Origin of the sequence: Lysobacter capsici (assembly GCF_014779555.2) — a bacterium.
Classification (GTDB): domain Bacteria; phylum Pseudomonadota; class Gammaproteobacteria; order Xanthomonadales; family Xanthomonadaceae; genus Lysobacter; species Lysobacter capsici.
The window spans coordinates 2,219,882-2,238,330 of sequence record NZ_CP094357.1 but is presented as its reverse complement, the minus strand read 5'-3'; the positions used below and the strand labels follow the sequence as shown (position 1 = coordinate 2,238,330).

The following is an 18,449-nucleotide window of genomic DNA, read 5'->3' as shown; positions in this document are numbered from 1 at the left end:
CAGGCCGGACGTGCCAGCCGCACACCGCTGCGCACGCGCAGGCGCCCGCTCGTCCGCGAACGCGCGATCACCGCCGTGGCACGGGTCGAATCGCCCGGCGCCACGCCGCGCGCCGCCGTGCCGGCCGCGTCGTCGCCGACCGGCCCGGCGCCGCGATCAGGTCCGCGGCAGGGTCACGCCGGTCTGGCCCTGGTACTTGCCGCCGCGGTCCTTGTAGGAGGTCTCGCAGACTTCGTCGGACTGGAAGAACAGCATCTGCGCCACGCCTTCGTTGGCGTAGATGCGCGCCGGCAACGGCGTGGTGTTGCTGAATTCCAGGGTCACGTGGCCTTCCCACTCCGGTTCCAGCGGGGTCACGTTGACGATGATGCCGCAGCGCGCGTAGGTGCTCTTGCCCAGGCAGACCACCAGCACGTCGCGCGGGATGCGGAAGTACTCGACCGTGCGCGCCAGCGCGAACGAGTTCGGCGGGATGATGCACACGTCGTTCTCGATGTCGACGAAGCTGCCCGGATCGAAATGCTTCGGGTCGACGATGGTCGAGTTGATGTTGGTGAACACCTTGAACTCGCGCGAGCAGCGCACGTCGTAGCCGTAGCTGGAGGTGCCGTAGCTGACGATGCGCTGGCCGTCGGCGGCGTGCTTGACCTGGCCGGCTTCGAACGGCTCGATCATGCCGCCGGGTTGCTCGGACATGCGGCGGATCCAACGGTCGGACTTGATGCTCATGCGGTGTTCCAGTGGTAGGCGGCCGTAGCCGCGCATTGTAAGAGGTGGATGCGGCGACCCGCTTCTACCCGGTTGTTCTATCGGCTGATTTCCACCCGACGACTCAGCCCAGCAACGACGCCGAGATCGACGGGCTGACCCGCGGCCGCCGCGCCAGCTGCACGGCCAGCCGCCGCGCCGCGCCGCGGTAGGCGCGGGCCGCGGCCGAATCGGGCTGGGCGACGACCACCGGCACGCCGGCGTCGCCCTGCTCGCGGATCGCGATCTGCAGCGGCAGGCTGCCGAGCAGCGGCACGCCGTACTGCGCGGCCATGCGCGCGCCGCCGCCTTCGCCGAACAGATGCTCGGCGTGGCCGCAGTTCGAACACACGTGCACCGCCATGTTTTCGATCAGGCCCAGCACCGGCACCTCGACCTTTTCGAACATCCGCAGCGCCTTGCGCGCGTCCAGGGTGGCCACGTCCTGCGGCGTGGTCACGATCACCGCGCCGGCGACCGGGATCTTCTGCGACAAGGTCAGCTGGATGTCGCCGGTGCCCGGCGGCAAGTCGACGATCAGGTAGTCCAGCTCGCTCCATTGGGTGTCATTGAGCAAGGTGGTCAGCGCCGAGGTCGCCATCGGGCCGCGCCAGATCATCGGCGTGTCCTGCTCGACCAGCGGGCCGATCGACATCGCCTCGATGCCGTGCGCGCGCAGCGGCTCTATGCTCTTGCCATCGGGGCTGTCGGGGCGGCCGTGCAGGCCGAGCATCATCGGCACGCTGGGGCCGTAGATGTCGGCATCGAGCACGCCGACGCGGGCGCCGTCGGCGGCCAGCGCCAAGGCCAGATTGACCGCGGTGGTGGATTTACCGACGCCGCCCTTGCCCGAGCCGATCGCGATCAGGTTGCGCACGTTCGGCAGCGGCGACAGCTTCGCCTGCACCGCGTGCGAGACGATGCGGGAAATCAGTTCCAGGCTGGCCAGGCTCAGGCCCTGCGGCGCCAGCACCGCGCCGATCGCCGCTTCGAGCGCGGCGCGCATGCCTTCGAGCGCGTAGCCGGCGGTGATCGACACCGCGACCCGGCCCTCGGCCGCGCCAGCGCGCACGCGCGCCTCGCTGTCGGCCAGGCTCAGTTCGGTATCGGGAAGAAAAATCGCCGCGATCGCGGCTTGCAGACTGTCGCTCATGCCGGCGATCCGGCCGGGCGCGGGGTGTGGTTGCGCATGGAAGCTCTGATAGGGGAAACGCGCCGCGGGGCGGCCGGACCACATGGTAAAGCCTGCCGGTTCGCGCGTCCCGCGTCGGCTTGGCGACCCGCCCGGCCGACGCAGTCCGGCGCGGTCCGCGCGCGGCGCGATCGCCGATCCGGACCCGGCGGCGCGCCCGCGATCCGTCGCGGGCGCGAGCCGCTCGAGTCGGGCCTCTGGCTCCGAACAAAATACAATCTGAAATTGGCAAATTTTCCGACCAAACGACGTATTTACGGCGCAGAACGACATGCTTAACAGGTCTATTAGACGATAAAAACACGCAAATCGACCTGAAATTCGAAATTTAAACAATAAAAATCAATCACCTACAGTCGGTTGACAAGACCGACACACGAACAGATTGGATTTGGATGACATTTCGGTTAACTGCATGTTAAGTTCCAGCTCGAAAGGAATGATCAACCGCCAGGATCGGCAAACAGGCTGAAACCAGCCACGCACGTTTCGACGCTTCCAGGGGATTCAAACCGATGCCACACCATCACAGCGGCCTGCGCCCGAGCAGGCTGTCGCGGGCGCTTGTCGCCGCGATTTTCGTAAGCGCCGCGGGGGCGGCGTTCGCCCAGACGCCGGCTTCGGTCGACGAGCTGTCCACCAGCAACAAGAAGACCACCGACATCGGCGGCGTGGTGGTTACCGGCTCGCGCATCAAGCGCACCCAGATCGAAGGGCCCTCGCCGGTCACCGTGATCAGCTCGGCGCAGATCCAGCGCGAAGGCTTCGTCACCGTGTTCGATGCGCTGACCACCCTGACCCAGAACGGCGGCGTGACCCAGAACGAACTCAACTCGGCCGGCGGCTTCACCCCGAACGGCAGCCCGGTCAACCTGCGCGGGCTCGGCCCGGGCCGCACCCTGCTGCTGATCAACGGCCGCCGCGCCGCCGACTACCCGTTCCCGTACAACGGCCAGAGCAACTTCCAGAATTTCGGCAACATCCCATCGGCCGCGGTCGACCGGATCGAGATCCTGTCCGGCGGCGCCTCGGCGATCTACGGCTCCGACGCGGTCGCCGGCGTGATCAACGTGGTGCTCAAGACCAACTTCAGCGGCGACAAGGTCACCCTGCGCGGCGGCACCTCGACCACCGGCGGCGGCGACTTCGGCAACCTGCAGTGGGTGGGCGGCCGTTCCGGCGACAACTGGAGCGTGACCTATGCATTGGAATACTTCGCCGACGAACCGGTGTTCGCGTTCCAGCGCGACTTCATGGATTCCACCGACGACAACCCGCGTCCGGTGCCCGAGCTGGGCGTCAACCAGCCCAGCGCCTCGATCCGCCTGAATCGTCCGGGCGGCGCGGCCAACTCCTACATCGCGCCGCCGCCGGGCGCCTGCGACCGCTTCGGCGGCGAGCTGGTGCCCTTCAACTTCCGTTCGGTCTCCGCCGGCACGCGCGCCGTGGTCAACCTCGGCCAGGGCTGCGGCTCGTGGAAGGACGTGGGCTACCAGACCATCGCCAACGGCAACAGCGACTGGTCGGGTTATCTGTACGCCACCTACGATTTCGCCAACGGCATCGAGGCCTGGACCAGCCTGCAGGGCTTCTACTCCAAGTCCAAGCTGTCCGGCGGCACCGAGGCGATCAGCGGCCCGCACATCGACGGCACCGGCCGGGTCACCACCTGGTTCGACACCGGCCTCAACGCCAACATGAACATGCAGCGCATCTTCACCCCGGCGGAAGTCGGCGGCCTGGATGCGATGTACCAGCGCTTCACCGAGAAGTCGCTCGACGTCGCCTTCGGCCTGCGCGGCACCATCGGCGACCGCTTCGACTGGGACGTGACCGTCGGCCGCGCCGAATACCGCGCCGACCGCACCCGTCCGCGCCTGGACGGCTCGAAGGTCACCGACTGGTTCTTCGGCCCGCGTCTGAACACCACCGGCACGCCGCGCTACAGGATCAACCTCGATCGCCTGTACACGCCGCTGACGCCGGCGCAGTACCAGTCGATGTCGACCATCCTCAAGTACCAGTCCAAGTCCTGGGTCAACCAGGGCAGCGCGACCCTGTCGGGCGAACTGTTCGACCTGCCGGCCGGCCCGCTCGGCTTCGCCGCAGTGCTGGACTTGACCTCGCAGGGCTACGACCTGGAATCGCCGCCGGCCATCCTGCCCACGGTGATGGAGGCCTACGGCCTGACCGGCACCAACGGCGGCGGCGATCGCGACCGCTACGCCGCGGGCCTGGAGTTCAGCATTCCCATCCTGCCGTCGTTGAAGGCCAGCCTGGCCGGCCGCTTCGACAAGTACGACGACATCACCGCGGTCGACGACGCCAAGACCTGGGGCGCCGGCCTGGAGTGGCGTCCGCTCGACAGCCTGCTGCTGCGCGCCAACTACTCGACCAGCTTCAAGGCGCCGGACATGCACTTCGTGTTCAACGAAGGCAGCGGCAGCTTCAGCAGCCCGCTCGACACCTACCGCTGCCTCAACGCCAACCTGACGGCGGCGTCGTGCACGGGCTCGGTCTACAACTACTCGATGTTCGCCACCAGCAAGGGCGAGCCGGGATTGACCGAGGAAACCGGCGAGTCGTGGGGCGCGGGCCTGGTCTGGGACCTCACCGACGGCCTGTCGATGTCGGTGGACTACTACGACATCAAGCTCGACGACGCGGTGACCACCCTGAGCAGCACCTACATCCTCGACAACGAGGGCGGCTGCCGCACCGGCCTGACCCGTACCCGCCAGCCGTTCCAGTTCGCCGCCGATTCGGCGTTCTGCCGCGAGATCACCAGCCGCGTCACCCGCGTGGCCGCGCCGGGCGAACTGACCGACCGCGTGACCAACATCCGCAGCGGCCCGGTCAACCAGTCGCTGCTGCACGTGGCCGGCCTGGACGCGGCGATGAACTGGCGCTTTAGCACGCAGCGCTTCGGCGACTACCGCATGGAGCTGGGCTGGACCCACACGCTCAAGAGCGAACGCCAGCTGCTGGCGACCGATCCGGTCGACAAGGACTGGCGCGACGATCCGGGCAACTTCGACTTCCGCAGCCGCGTGCGCGGCTCGGTGTCGTGGCAGAAGGACGCCTGGAACGCCACCGTGTTCATGACCCGCTACGGCAGCCTGCCGAACTGGCAGGAAACCGGCCGCATCGCCCCGTACTTCCAGTGGAACCTGAACCTCGGCAAGCAGATCACCGACCGGGCCAAGGTCACCGTGTTCGTCAACAACGTGTTCAACAAGTTCCATCCGAGCGACGACGGCTACGACTCGTATCCGTACTTCTATCGCGCCTACAGCCCGATCGGCCGCGAGATCTCGGCGCAGTTGGAATACAACTTCAACTGAGCCGTTCATCGAGCACCCGAAGCCCGGCGCAAGCCGGGCTTCTTTTTGCCCGCGCTCCACCGCGCCGCGACTTCCATACCCCGGCGGATGCGGTATAAAGATCACAACCGCCACCCGGCCCGGCCGGCGCGGTCCGAATCACGCCTTATCCCTGGGAGGGGACACATGCGTATCAAACTGCTTGCATTGCTGTTGCTGGCGCTGCCGACCGCGGCGTTCGCCCAGTCCACGCCGGTCGGCTCATGGACCACGATCGACGACAAGACCGGCAAGCCGAAGTCGGTGGTCGAAATCTACGAAGCCAAGGACGGCAGCCTCGCCGGCCGGGTCACCGAAATCCTGCAATCCGAGCGCGGCCCGAACCCGCTGTGCGACAAGTGCTCGGGCGAGCGCAAGAACAAGCCGGTCAAGGGCATGGTCATCCTGTGGGGCATCCGCAAGGACGGCGACACCTGGGACGGCGGCCAGATCCTCGATCCGGTCAGCGGCAAGGTCTATTCGGTCAAGGTCACCCCCACCGACAGCGGCAAGAAGCTCGACGTGCGCGGCTTCATGGGCTTCTCGCTGATCGGCCGCACCCAGACCTGGATGCGCCACGAATAAGCCTGGGCCGGTCCGGTGTGGTTACACGGAGACCCGGCCTTGGCCGGGTTTCTTGTTTTTAGCCACCCGTACGTACCGGCCTCGCGCGTCATCTTCGATTCGTCATTCCCGCGAAGGCGGGCTCCGCTTCACTTAGGCGACGCCGGACATCCAGAGACTTCAGAGTCCTCCCTCCAGAACGTCATTCCCGCGAACGCGGGAATCCAGCGACTTCAAACGTTCTCGCACGAAAGGCCCTGGATGTTCGGCTGCGCCGAAGTGAAGCAGAGCCCGCGTTCGCGGGAATGACGAGCAAAAGCAAGCGCGAAAGCAAGGCAAAACCAAAGCAAAGCAAAACCAAAGAAAAGCCAAAGCAAGACCAAAGCAAGACAAAGCAAGACAAAGCCCAGCAAGTCCCAGTCCCCCATCCCCTGCGCCAGCCCCCGCGCAGCCCCATGCCATAATTCACGACCACCCACGGCCACCCCGCCCATGTCTCGCGAAATCGTCGTCTCCAACGCCCTGCCCTACGCCAACGGTCACCTGCATCTGGGCCACCTGGTCGGCTACATGCAAGCCGACATCTGGTGCCGCGCGCAGCGCATGAGCGCGAACACGGTCCACTACATCTGCGCCGACGACACCCACGGCACGCCGATCATGCTGGCCGCGGAAAAGGCCGGGGTCACCCCGGAAGCCTTCATCGCCGCGATCCAGGTCAGCCACGAGCGCGACTTCGCCGCGTTCGGCGTGGCCTTCGATCACTACGACTCGACCCACTCGGCCGGCAACCGCGGTCTGACCGAAGGCTTCTACGCGCGCCTGGACAACGCCGGCCACATCAGCCGCCGCTCGGTCGCGCAGCTGTACGACCCGGTCAAAGGCATGTTCCTGCCCGACCGCTACGTCAAGGGCATCTGCCCGAACTGTGGCACGCCCGACCAGTACGGCGACAACTGCGAACACTGCGGCGCGACCTACGCGCCGACCGAGCTCAAGGAACCGCGTTCGGTGGTCAGCGGCGCGACGCCGGAGCTGCGCGAGTCGGAGCACTTCTTCTTCGAAGTCGGCCACTTCGACGCGTTCCTGCGCGAGTGGATGGCCGGCGATGTCGCCACCCCGGGCGTCAAGGCCAAGCTGCACGAATGGCTGAATGTCGAAGGCGGCCTGCGCGCCTGGGACATCTCGCGCGACGCGCCCTACTTCGGCTTCGAGATTCCCGGCCATCCGGGCAAGTTCCTGTACGTGTGGCTGGATGCGCCGATCGGTTACCTCAGCAGCTTCCAGGCGCTGGCCGAGCGCCAGGGCCTGGATTTCTGGTCCTACCTCGCGCGCGACAGCCAGGCCGAACTGCACCACTTCATCGGCAAGGACATCGTCACCTTCCACGGCCTGTTCTGGCCGGCGGTGCTGCACGGCGCCGGTTTCCGCGCGCCGACCAGGCTGCACGTCAACGGTTACCTGATGGTCGATGGACAAAAAATGTCCAAGGCGCGCGGCACCTTCATCCAGGCCCGCACCTACCTCGACGTCGGCCTGGACCCCGAAGCGCTGCGCTACTACTTCGCCACCAAGACCAACGGCGGCGTCGAGGACATCGACCTAAACCTCGCCGACTTCGTCGCGCGGGTGAATTCCGACGTGGTCGGCAAGTTCGTCAACCTCGCCAGCCGCTGCGCCGGTTTCATCGAGAAGCGCTTCGGCGGCCAGCTCGCCGCGCACTTGCCGGACGCGGCGATGTACGAGCGCTTCGTCGCCCAGCTCGGCCCGATCGCCGACGCCTACGACCGCAACGAAGCCGCGGCCGCGGTGCGCATGACCATGGCGCTGGCCGACGAAGCCAACAAGTACATCGACGAACACAAACCGTGGGTGCTGGCCAAGGAAGAAGGCGCCGAGGCGCAGTTGCAGGCCGTGTGCACCCAGGGCCTGAATCTGTTCCGCGTACTCGCCGCCGCGCTCAAGCCGGTGCTGCCGCGGGTCGCCTCGGAAGCCGAAGCCTTCCTCGCCGCGCCGGTCGCGCTTTGGGGCGATCTCGCCGCGCCGCTGACCGCCCACACCATCGGCGCTTACACGCCGCTGTTCACCCGTATCGACACCAAACTCATCGACGCCATGATCGAAGCCAGCAAAGAATCCCTCGCCCCGACCGCACCGACCGCCGTAGTCGCGACCGAGACCGCGAAAGCCGCGCCGGCTGCCGCGGTGAAGCCCGAGGCCGCGAAGTCCGAAACCGCTGGCGCGGCGACGATCGGTATCGACGACTTCGCCAAGCTCGACCTGCGCATCGGCAAGGTGCTGGCCTGCGAATTCGTCGAAGGCTCCGACAAGCTGCTGCGTTTCGAACTCGATGCCGGCGACCTGGGCACGCGCCAGATTTTCTCCGGCATCCGCGGTTCCTACGCCGAGCCGGAAAAACTGGTCGGTCGCAAAGTCGTCTTCATCGCCAACCTCGCCCCGCGCAAGATGCGCTTCGGCCTGAGCGAAGGCATGATTTTGTCGGCCGGTTTCGACGGCGGCGCGCTGGCTCTGCTCGATGCGGACGACGGTGCCGCGCCGGGCATGCCGGTTCGGTGAGACGAGAAACGAGTGTAGAAAAGTGAGGAACGAGTAAGAGCTCAAGCACGCACTGCCGCTCCTTCGCTTTTACTCACTCCTCACTCCTCTGAACTCACTCCTACCCCGCATGGACCTGACCGAACGCCTCGACCGCCTGCTGCCGCAAACCCAATGCGGCCAGTGCGGCTACGCGGGTTGTCGTCCGTATGCGGAAGCGATGGCGCGGGGCGAGGCCGGTGTCGATCATTGCCCGCCCGGCGGCGACGCCGGCGCGCGCGCGTTGGCGCGCTTGCTCGGCGTGCCGGCGCGGCCCTACGACCGCGGTCGCGGCGAGCACAAGCCCGCGCCGGTGGCCTTGATCGTCGAAGCCGATTGCATCGGCTGCACCAAGTGCATCCAGGCCTGTCCGGTCGACGCGATCATCGGCGCGGCCAAGCACATGCATACGGTGATCGAGCCGCTGTGCACCGGCTGCGAGTTGTGCGTTCCGGCGTGTCCGGTGGATTGCATCGTGCTGGTGCCGGCGACTGCGTCGGCTGGGGCTTCGGTTTAGAACCGTTTTTTGTTTGAGATTTAAGTTCGCGCGGTCCCGGCGATGCTGCGGGCCTGACGTGGGTTTCGCTGCTGTCGTAGTGGCGCGGTCGCGGCTTGCGCCGCTCCTACAGGTAGGCCAAGCCGCTTTTGCCTGGGCACGAAGCCGCGCAGTTCATCCAGCGCTGCGAGGCCTGTAACTCGCGTTAGCAAAAGCACACCCGAAGGGCGGCGTGCAGGATGCACGCCGTGCGCCACCGGGACATGGATGTCCCGTGTGGCGCATGCCCGCGTCTGCACCGCACTTGCGGGCACTTGATTCAAAAAAAGCGTTTTTCTTTGGTTACCTTTCTTTTGTCGCTTTTGACAAAAGAAAGTAACTCGGCCGCTTGCGGACGAAAGCTGTTGATCTTGCCTCTGGCTTCAAAAGCTCTAGAGCTTCAAAGCTTTGAAGCCTTTAAAGCTGCAAGCAGGATCAAAAGCGTTCCGCCGCTGAAGCGGCGGGTCACTTTCTTTTGTCTAAAGCAACAAAAGAAAGGTAACCAAAGAAAAATGCTTTTTTGTGAATCAAGTGCCCGCAAGCTCGGTGCTTCCGCGGGCATGCGCCACACGGGACATCCATGTCCCGGTGGCGCACGGCGTGCATCCTGCACGCCGCCCTTCGGGTGTGCGTTTGCTAACGCGAGTTACAAGCCTCGCAGCGCTGGATGAACTGCGCGGCTTCAAGGTCAAGCAAAGTTGCATGGCCTACCTGTAGGAGCGGCGCAAGCCGCGACCACGCCATCGCGGCAACATCGCAACCTGCATCATGGCGGTTATGCCTTGGCCGGAACGGATTTGCCTGATGCCGGCTTTTCAGAGGCCGGCTTGTCGGAAGCCGGCTTTTCGGACTTCGGCGCGGGCGTGCCCTCCGACGTCGGAACCTCAATCGGCAACGCCACATCCGGCGTACCGATCGCGCAGGCCGAGCAGATACGCTCGATCTTGTAACCCTTGCCGCGCAGACGTTCGATCAGGCCGTCGTCGCCGAGCAGGTGCATGGTGCCGACCACCACCAGGCTGTCGCCTTTCTTGGATTCGTCGAGCAGTTTCTGGATCTGTGGAATCCAGGCTTCGTTGCGCTCGAGATTGACCATGCGGTAGGTCTCGGGCGTCTTCTCCTTCATCTCCACGCGCGCTTTTTCGTCGAGCTTGGCGATGTCGGCATTGCGCCAGGCGCTGTGGATGTCGTCGAGCATGCCCGGCACGTCCTCGGGCTTGTCGAGGAATTCGCGCAGCGCCTTGATCTGCTCGGGCAGCGGGCCCGAGTCCATGATCTGCAGCTGACTGTCCATGCTCTCCAGGCCCAGCGCCGGCTTGCCGGCTTCGGCCGCCTGCCGCATCAGGTATTGGTCCAGGCCGAGCTGCGGGCTGAAGCCCATCGACTGCGACACGCCCAGCACCAGCGACAGATTGACGAACCACGGCTCGAGCGCGTCGACCTGGCTCAGCGAGCGGCCGTTCTTGGCCAGCACGCGGTTGAGTTTTTCGCGCAGATCGCCCGGCAGCACCTGGCTGAGGGTGCGGCCGTCGTCGTAGCGTGCGCGCTGCATGAAACGCTGCGGCACGCCCGGATCGAACATCTCCTGCGGCGAGACCTCGAAGATCAGCTTGTCGGAACCGGCGAAGGCCTGATCGATGTCGGGCGACAGCGGGTAGTCGTCGGCGCGCAGCAGATGGAACGAGCCCAGCAGGTACACCGCGTTGTCGGCGTCGGACACCTTCCACAGCAGCGGCACCGGCGGCGTCTTGGTCGCCGCGACCGCGGCCTGCTCATCGCCGGCGATCGCGGTGGCGGAGGTCAGCGACACGCTCAGGGCGCTGGCGACGAACAAGGGCAGGACGAACAACTTCATGAACCGCATCGGCAGAGTGTCTCGGTGGACTCGAGCGACAACGCCCGAGGATAAGAAAGATTCGTTACGACGCGGGCGCGGCGGCGGTTTCGGGCTTGGCGCCGTGCTGCGTATCGCCGCCCGGCGCCGCGGCGGCGCTGGGCTTGTAGGTCTTCTCGCCGGCCAGCACTTCCAGGTTCAGGCGATTTTCCGGCGGCGGCAGCGGACAGGTCGCGTACGCGGTGAACGCGCACGGCGGGTTGTAGGCCTTGTTGAAATCCAGGATGACCTTGCCCTGCAGGTTCGGCCGCGCCACGTCGAGGAAACGCCCGGCGCTGTAGCTGGTATGGCCGCTGGTGCGATCGGCGAACACCAGCATCAGTTCGTCGCCGCCCTGGTCCAGCGCTTCGATGCGGTAGGTCTGGCCGTCGCGCTCGAACTCGATCGCGCCGGGGTTGGGCGTGGCCTCGATCGTGCCGATGATGTTGGCGATGTCGATGGTCTTGCCGGCCGGATGGGCGACGAACTTGCCGCTGATCTTCCAGTCCTCCTGCGCCGGCCAGTAGTCGATGCCCTTGAATCCGGTCAGGGTCGGCGCTTCGGAATGACGCACCCGCAGCAGATACCGGTCGCCGCGCTTGATCACGGTCAGCACGCCCTTGCCGTCGTCGAAGCCGATCTTGCTCGGCCCGGCCGGGTAGTCGTCGGCCAGCAGCGTGGCCGCGCCCTTGAGCGGCTGATCGTTGAGGGTGAACTGCGCGCCGCGCTCGGGCACGAAACGCAGCTTGCCCCGGGTCAGGGTCAGCATGCCGAAATGCTCCGGGCCGGCGCCGACGCGGATGCCGTTGTCGGGATCGCTGCCGAAATAATGCGAGCCCTCGTCGATCGGATGCAGGCCGATCAGGCTGGTCCACCCGTCGGGCTTGAGCAGTTCCTCGCGGCGGTGTTCGCGCCACAGCTGTTCGTCGCGGGCGAAGGTTTCGCTGGCCGCGGCGACCTGCTCGGCCTCGCGCTTGGCCTGCGCCTGCTGCTGCGGCGAATCGCAGGCGGCCAGCGCCGGCAACAACAAGGCCGCGCACAACAGCGGCCTGGGGATCAGTCGCAACAACGCACAAGCAGCAGCCATCTCAACGCCCTCGCAGGAACCAGCGGTCGATTTCGGGCAGGCTGAAGCGTGCCCAGGTGGGACGCCCATGATTGCATTGACCGGAGCGTTCGGTGGCTTCCATCTCGCGCAGCAAGGCATTCATTTCGGGCAAAGTGAGACGGCGATTGGCGCGCACCGCGCCGTGGCAGGCCATGGTCGACAGCAGTTCGTCGCGCGCGGCGGCGACCCGGCGCGATTCGCCGTGTTCGCGCAGGTCGGCCAGCACGTCGCGCAGCAGCGCCTCGACGTCGCCGTGGGCGAGCAGCGCCGGCACCGCGCGCAGGGTCAGCGACTGCGGGCCGCTACGGGTGACTTCGAAACCCAGCGCGATCAGCGTGGCCTCCTCGCGCTCGGCGACCTCGGCCTCGCGTTCGGACACCGCCAGGGTCGCCGGCACCAGCAGCGGCTGGGTGCGCAGGCCTTCGCCGTCGTGCGCGCTCTTGAGTTTTTCGTAACCGATGCGCTCGTGCGCGGCGTGCATATCGACCACGATCAGGCCTTCGGCGCTTTCAGCCAGCACGTAGATGCCGTGCAGTTGCGCGATCGCGTAACCCAGCGGCGGCAGGGTGTCGTCGTCGCTGTGCGGCAGCGCCGGTCGCGGTATCCCCGGCGCGGGGCCGGCATAAGCGCTGCCGGCGCCGGCATACAGCCCGGCGCCTGGCGCCGGACCGGACACCGAACCGCCACCGCTGCCGTACAAGGCCGCATACCCGGCGCGGGTTTCGCTGACCTGCAGGCCCAACGGCGCGGTCGGCCGGTATTGGTACATATTCGACGGCGCGGCGACTTCGCCGTTGGCCGCAGCGAACGGATCGCCGCCGCCGGGCACCTGCGCCGACGGCAGGCTGCCGGCGCGGGTCTGCGCCAGCGCATCGTTGAGGGTGCGGTAGACGAAGTCGTGGATCAGCCGCGCATCGCGGAAGCGCACCTCGTGCTTGGCCGGATGCACGTTGACGTCGACCCGGCGCGGATCGAGTTCGAGAAACAGCACGTACGCCGGCTGGCGGCCATGGAACAGCACGTCGGCATACGCCTGTTTGACCGCATGGGCGATGCTGCGATCGCGCACCGAGCGGCCGTTGCAATACAGATACTGCTGATCGGCGCTGGCGCGGTTGTACGCAGGTTGCGCGATCCAGCCGTGCAGGCGCAGCCCGGCGCCGCTGTGATCCACGCGCAATGCGTTCTTGGCGAATTCCTCGCCCAGCGCCTCGCCGATGCGCACGTCCGACAGGCCCATGTCGATCAGGTCGCCCTCGCCTTTCCAGCGCCGGGTCGCCTTGCCGTTGTGCGACACGCGCAGTTCGACGTCCGGCCGCGCGAGCGCGAGCTGGCGCAGCCATTCTTCGATATGGCCCAGTTCGGTGCGCTCGGCCTTCAGGAATTTGCGCCGCGCCGGCACGTTGAAAAACAGATCGCGCACTTCGACCGTGGTGCCTTGCGGATGCGACTTGGGCGTGACTTCGCCGAGCCGGCCGCCGTCGATCTCCAGCACCGCGCCGCGGTCTTCGCCGATCCGGCGCGAGGACAGCGCGAAGCGGCTGACCGAGGCGATCGAGGGCAGCGCTTCGCCGCGAAACCCGAGGGTGGTGACGCCTTCGAGATCGTCCAGCGAGGCGATCTTGCTGGTGGCGTGGCGCGACACCGCCAGCGGCAGTTCCTCGGGGGTGATGCCGTTGCCGTCGTCGCGGATGCGGATCAGGCGCACGCCGCCTTCTTCCAGGTCGATGTCGACCCGGCGCGCGCCGGCGTCGAGCGCGTTTTCGACCAGTTCCTTGACCACGGACGCGGGCCGCTCGACCACTTCGCCGGCAGCGATCTGGTTGATGAGGGTATCGGGGAGTTGGCGGATGCTCACAGGCGGCGTTTCGGTGCGCGCGGCACCGTTGGGGGATGGGGATCGATGATAGCCGCTGGGTGCGGGTCGCCGCGATCCGGAGCTTGCGGTTTGAGGGGTTGCGGTTTGGAGGGGGCCGTTTCCGGGCCTGCGGGCGGCAGCCCTCATCCGCCCTGCGGGCGCCTTCTCAGCCTTGCACTGCCTGCGGTCGCCGCAAGCGGGAGAAGGACTCCGCCCCTACTCCCTCTCCCGCTTGCGGGAGAGGGCCGGGGTGAGGGCCAGCCTGGACTAGCGCAACCCCATCGCGCGACCGAAATCCCCAACCCCCAACGGCAACTGCTCGAAGGTATAGGCCAAGGCCCGCTCCAGACTGTCGAAGCCCCGCCGCTCATGACGAAAATACAGGTCGGTCGCGTCCTCGTACCGATCCAGCCAATCGTCGAAACCGAGCTGGATCGCGCCGCCGCCGAGCGGCTTGAGAAAATATTCGCGCTGCGCCGGCTCGCCCTCGTGCAGATACGCCAGATTGATCCACAACGCGCGTCGCTCTGCCAGCCAGCGACGCACCGCGGCCACCAGCTCGGCACCGGGCACGGCAGCGGTATTCATCGAATCAAACTCAAGGCGCCGAACAGGCAGACGAAGCAAACACGCGGCGATCGAATCAGCCCGAACCCCCGCGTGAGCGATCAGGGGCTTCCGCCGCCGCCGAACCCGCCCGACGGCGCCTGCTGGGCCTCGGCGCGCGCCGCGTACATCGTGCCCGGCGGCGGCTGGCGGGTGAAATAGGTGTTGACCCCGGACAGCACCGCGCGCGCCAGGGCGCGCTGGTGCGAGGGATCGGTCAAGCGGCGCTCTTCTTCCGGGTTGGAAATGAACGCGGTCTCGACCAGCATCGCTGGCATGTCCGAGGTGCGCAGCACCGCGAAGTTGGCGCGCTCGATATGCGGCTTGTGGTTGTTGCCGACATCCTTGAGGCCGTCGAGCACATGCCCGGCGGCGTCTTCGGACGCCTTCATGTGGCCGCTCTGGGTCAGATCGAGCAGCACCGAAGCCAGGGTGTTGTCGGTCTGCTGCAGGCGCACGCCGCCGATCAGGTCGGCGGAGTTTTCCTTGTCGGCCAGCCAGCGCGCGCGTTGCGAGGACGCGCCCTTGAGCGACAGCACGTACACCGAGGAGCCCTTGGCGGCGCGGTTTTCGGCAGCGTCGGCATGGATCGAGATGAACATGTCGGCCTTGGCCTGACGCGCCAGCTGGGCACGGCGCGGCAGCGGGATGAACACGTCGCTGTCGCGGGTCATGTAGGCCTTGAGGCCGGGCGTGGCGTTGATCTGGCGCGCCAGTTCGCGGCCGATCGCCAGGGTCACGTCTTTTTCGCGCTTGCCGGTCAAGCCGATCGCGCCCGGATCCTGGCCGCCGTGGCCGGGATCGATGGCGATGATCAACGGCCGCATGCCGCGGCCGCGCATCACGTCTTTCAAAGTCTTGGTCGCGCCCGGCGGCGGCATCGTTTCGGGCGCCGACTCGGGCACGGCGGCGCTGGCGCCGGGCATCGGCGCCGGCACTCCGGTCGCTACCCGGGTCGGAACGCCGGTGGCGATGCGGGTCGGCACGCCGGTCGCGACCGTGGTCGCCACCGGTGCCTGTGCTGCCTGTTCGAACACGGCCTGGCTGGCGGCTTGATTGGCGGCCTGCTGGGTGGCGCTCGGCGGCGGCGACACGGGATGGGTAGCGGCTGGCGCGGCGGCGGCGAGCGCCGACGCGGTCTGCGCGGTCGTGGTCTGAGCGGGCGCGTTCGCGGCCGGCACCGACGGCACCGAATTCTGCGGCGGACGCACCGCCGGCAACGCCGCGTTGGTCTGCGCAGGCGCGCTGCCCGCGGCGCCACGCGCGGCGAGTTCGGCGATCAGGCGCTGGGTCGCGGCGTTGGAAGCGACCGCCGGCTCGGCGGAAGTCGCGGCAGGCGCGGGCGCCGGATTGGATGCAGCGGGCGGCGGCACATTCGCCGCAGCCGCGGCGGCCACGGCCGCCGGCGCAACGACGCGCGCCGGCTCGGACCCGTCGCCCGGCCATTCCAGGATCAGGCGCGGACCGGAGGTGCCCTGCTCGATATGCGGCTTGAGCACCGCGATCGGCTGAGCGAGGTCGAACACCACACGGGCGGTGCCGGGCTGCGGCTCGCCGGTGCGGACGGCTTTGACGATGCCGGTCGCGGCCGGCAGCTTGAGATTCTTGCCCAGGCGCGAGGCCGGCAGGTCGACGACCAGCCGATCCGGGCCCTTGAGGCTGATGACTTTGTATTCGCCGGCGCCATCGAGGGCGATTTCGGCGCGGGTCCCGGTGGCGCCGTTGCGCAGCTCCAAGCCCTTGATTTCACTGGCGTGCGCGAGATTCCAGGCCAGCGCCGCGAGCAGCGCCAGGCCGAGCAGGAATTTCTGGACAGTGGCCCCTTTGACTCGCATGGGCGTAAGTCAAGCACCGGACCACCCGAATTGCAAGCATTTTTCCCTTGCAAATCCGGGACCTGGGGCGACTTCCTATGGAATCGTTCAGGAGTCGGCCGCAACCTCACGGGCACCCGTCGCGTCGGCCAGCGCGACCAGCCAGGCCCGCCCGCCCTCGCTGAGCGCATTCAGGCGGGCCTGTCGGCCGGCGCCGTCCTGGGCCAGATCGATGCGCAAATCCGGTGCCGGCAGCCAGCCCAGCCCACGCTCGGGCCACTCGATCAGCCACAACGAGGCCTCGCCGCCGTCCAGGCCGAGGAACTCCAGCTCGCCGGCATCGCCGATCCGGTACAGGTCCAGATGCCAGGCTTCGCCGCCGTCGCTGAGCGGATAACGCTCGACCAGGGTGTAGGTCGGGCTGCGGATCGCGCCCTGCACGCCGAGCGCGCGCAGCAAGGCGCGCGCCAGGGTGGATTTGCCGGCGCCCAGATCGCCATGCAGATGCACGATCAAAACGCCGGCCTGCGCTGCGTTCGCGCGCGCCGCGGCGAGCGCGGCGCCGAGCGCGTCGGTGGCGTCGGCGTCGCCGAGATGAAGTTGGATCGAATCGTTGGGCATCGTGGACGCGGTTACGAAATCAGAGTTCATCGGATCACAGCGCGCGTATTCAACGCGCGCCGTTGACGGGATTGGCGCGGCGTCGCAGCCACGGCATCAGATCGCTGGGCAACAGGCCGCGTTCGCCGCCCTCGCGCGCGGCCTCGTCGCCGGCCACCGAATGCAGCAACGCACCGGCGCAGGCCGCGTCGAAGGCATCGAGACCTTGCGCGCGCAACGCCGCGATCACGCCGCTGAGCACATCGCCCATGCCGCCGACCGCCATGCCGGGATTGCCCGCGCCGATCACCTGCACGCCGCGACCGTGCGCGGCAACCAAAGTGCCGGCGCCCTTGAGCACGACCACGCAGCGATAACGTTCGACCAAGGCGCGCACCGCGGCGAAACGATCGGCCTGCACGCGCGCGCTGTCGCTGCCGAGCAGACGCGCGGCCTCGCCCGGATGCGGAGTCAGGATGCAATCGGCCGGCAACGGCCGCGGATCGATGGCGAGCAGATTGAGCGCGTCGGCGTCGAGCAACAACGGTTTCGCGCTGGCGATCGCGCGCTCGAACAGCTGTTTTCCCCAGGTTTCCTGGCCCAGGCCGGGACCGATCGCGATCACGCTCGCGCTGTCGATCGCGTCGTGCAATTCGTCGGCATGCTCGATCGCGCGCGGCATCGCCTCGGGCAGACGCGCGAGCATCGGCGCGACATGCGCCAGCCGCGTCGCCGCATCCAGCAAGCCCGCGCCGCTGCGCAACGCGGCTTGCGCGCACAGCAACAGCGCACCGCCGTGGCCGTGATCGCCGCCGATGCACATCACCCGGCCGTTGCGGCCTTTGTGACTGTCGCGTCGGCGCGGTCGCAGCCAACGCGGCAGATCCTCGGCGCGCAGCAGTTCGGCGACCGGCGGGGTGTGATACAGCGTCTGCGGCAGATCCAGACTCGCCAGCGCCAACACGCCGGCATGATCGAGCGCCGCGCCGGTCACCAGACCGGCCTTGGGCGCGATGAATTCGAGCGTGCGCTGGGCGAGGATCGCCGATGGATACGCAAAGCCGCGATCGGCGTCGACGCCGCTGGGCACGTCCAGCGCGAGCACCGGCGCGGCGTGCGCGTTGACCGCTTCGATCAGCGCCACAGCCGCGGCATCGGGCGCGCGCGACAGGCCGATGCCGAACAGCGCGTCGACGATCACATCGGCCTTGGGCAGCTCGCCGTCGAATTCGAGCGTGCTGCCGCCGGCCGCCGCGTACGCCGCGGCCGCGCGCTGGGCCAGTTCGCCGCGCGGCGCGTGGTCGCGCAATCGCACCACCGTCGCCTGGCGTCCGGACAACAGCGCGTGGGTGGCCAGCACGTAGCCGTCGCCGCCGTTGTTGCCGGGGCCGCACACGACCAGCAGATGGAAGGCGCGGGTCCAGTGATTCAGCAATTCGCGCCAGGCCGCTTCGCCCGCGCGGCGCATCAGCGCGTAGCTGTCGCCCAGTTCGGCCGCGGCCGCGGTTTCGATCGCACGCAGCCCGGCCGCGTCGAACAGGCCGCGCGGCGGCGCGGGCGTGGAAGTTTCAGCGGTCGCAGACATGGGTCGATTC

15 protein-coding genes are annotated in these 18,449 nt (G+C 67.5%); 5 read left to right on the top strand and 10 right to left on the bottom strand.

What is annotated here, in order from left to right:
* Nucleotides 1-156 precede the first annotated feature (156 nt).
* Nucleotides 157-729 (bottom strand): dCTP deaminase, encoded by a 573-nt coding sequence (gene dcd, locus IEQ11_RS09340; protein WP_036115729.1) that lies wholly within the window; start codon nucleotides 727-729, stop codon nucleotides 157-159.
* 103 nt (nucleotides 730-832) lie between these two features.
* Entirely contained in the window at nucleotides 833-1,900 is a 1,068-nt protein-coding gene (gene apbC, locus IEQ11_RS09335) for an iron-sulfur cluster carrier protein ApbC (RefSeq protein ID WP_228465056.1), read from the bottom strand.
* Nucleotides 1,901-2,454: 554 nt separating this feature from the next.
* Here apbC and IEQ11_RS09330 point away from each other — a divergent pair.
* On the top strand, nucleotides 2,455-5,283 hold the full coding sequence (locus tag IEQ11_RS09330; RefSeq protein ID WP_191823846.1) for a TonB-dependent receptor plug domain-containing protein: 2,829 nt from the start codon (nucleotides 2,455-2,457) through the stop codon (nucleotides 5,281-5,283).
* A 165-nt stretch (nucleotides 5,284-5,448) separates the two neighbouring features.
* On the top strand, nucleotides 5,449-5,886 hold the full coding sequence (locus IEQ11_RS09325) for a DUF2147 domain-containing protein (protein ID WP_096414185.1): 438 nt from the start codon (nucleotides 5,449-5,451) through the stop codon (nucleotides 5,884-5,886).
* A 212-nt stretch (nucleotides 5,887-6,098) separates the two neighbouring features.
* On the opposite strand, the gene IEQ11_RS09320 is transcribed toward IEQ11_RS09325, so the two are convergent.
* Nucleotides 6,099-6,359 carry a hypothetical protein gene (locus IEQ11_RS09320; protein ID WP_191822953.1) on the bottom strand — a complete coding sequence of 87 codons (261 nt, stop codon included), beginning with the start codon at nucleotides 6,357-6,359 and terminating at the stop codon, nucleotides 6,099-6,101.
* Between IEQ11_RS09320 and metG the strand changes: the two genes are divergently transcribed.
* The 3 genes from metG (at nucleotide 6,358) to IEQ11_RS09305 (ending at nucleotide 9,666) form a co-directional block, all read left to right on the top strand.
* Entirely contained in the window at nucleotides 6,358-8,442 is a 2,085-nt protein-coding gene (gene metG, locus IEQ11_RS09315; RefSeq protein WP_191822954.1) for a methionine--tRNA ligase, read from the top strand. The two genes, IEQ11_RS09320 and metG, sit on opposite strands and share 2 nt — an antisense overlap.
* 109 nt (nucleotides 8,443-8,551) lie before the next feature.
* Nucleotides 8,552-8,977, top strand: a complete 426-nt coding sequence (rnfB, locus tag IEQ11_RS09310) for an Rnf electron transport complex subunit RnfB (RefSeq protein ID WP_191822955.1) — start codon at nucleotides 8,552-8,554, stop codon at nucleotides 8,975-8,977.
* A 293-nt stretch (nucleotides 8,978-9,270) separates the two neighbouring features.
* Complete coding sequence (locus tag IEQ11_RS09305; RefSeq protein WP_247024777.1) at nucleotides 9,271-9,666, top strand: hypothetical protein; 396 nt, start codon at nucleotides 9,271-9,273, stop codon at nucleotides 9,664-9,666.
* 104 nt (nucleotides 9,667-9,770) lie between these two features.
* On the opposite strand, the gene IEQ11_RS09300 is transcribed toward IEQ11_RS09305, so the two are convergent.
* From IEQ11_RS09300 to IEQ11_RS09265, 7 genes are all read right to left on the bottom strand, one after another.
* Nucleotides 9,771-10,850, bottom strand: coding sequence for a TraB/GumN family protein (locus tag IEQ11_RS09300; RefSeq protein ID WP_191823640.1), 1,080 nt, complete (start codon nucleotides 10,848-10,850; stop codon nucleotides 9,771-9,773).
* Nucleotides 10,851-10,914: 64 nt separating this feature from the next.
* Nucleotides 10,915-11,955 (bottom strand): DUF1684 domain-containing protein, encoded by a 1,041-nt coding sequence (locus IEQ11_RS09295; RefSeq protein WP_191823639.1) that lies wholly within the window; start codon nucleotides 11,953-11,955, stop codon nucleotides 10,915-10,917.
* A gap of 1 nt (nucleotide 11,956) precedes the next feature.
* A complete protein-coding gene (gene mutL / locus IEQ11_RS09290) occupies nucleotides 11,957-13,834 on the bottom strand; it encodes a DNA mismatch repair endonuclease MutL (protein WP_191823638.1) in 1,878 nt (625 codons plus the stop codon).
* 267 nt (nucleotides 13,835-14,101) lie between these two features.
* Complete coding sequence (locus IEQ11_RS09285; protein WP_191823637.1) at nucleotides 14,102-14,422, bottom strand: hypothetical protein; 321 nt, start codon at nucleotides 14,420-14,422, stop codon at nucleotides 14,102-14,104.
* Nucleotides 14,423-14,502: 80 nt separating this feature from the next.
* Nucleotides 14,503-16,275 carry an N-acetylmuramoyl-L-alanine amidase gene (locus tag IEQ11_RS25875; protein ID WP_191823636.1) on the bottom strand — a complete coding sequence of 591 codons (1,773 nt, stop codon included), beginning with the start codon at nucleotides 16,273-16,275 and terminating at the stop codon, nucleotides 14,503-14,505.
* A gap of 87 nt (nucleotides 16,276-16,362) precedes the next feature.
* On the bottom strand, nucleotides 16,363-16,875 hold the full coding sequence (gene tsaE / locus IEQ11_RS09270) for a tRNA (adenosine(37)-N6)-threonylcarbamoyltransferase complex ATPase subunit type 1 TsaE (RefSeq protein WP_191823635.1): 513 nt from the start codon (nucleotides 16,873-16,875) through the stop codon (nucleotides 16,363-16,365).
* 49 nt (nucleotides 16,876-16,924) lie between these two features.
* A complete protein-coding gene (locus IEQ11_RS09265; protein ID WP_191823634.1) occupies nucleotides 16,925-18,439 on the bottom strand; it encodes an NAD(P)H-hydrate dehydratase in 1,515 nt (504 codons plus the stop codon).
* Nucleotides 18,440-18,449: the final 10 nt, after the last annotated feature.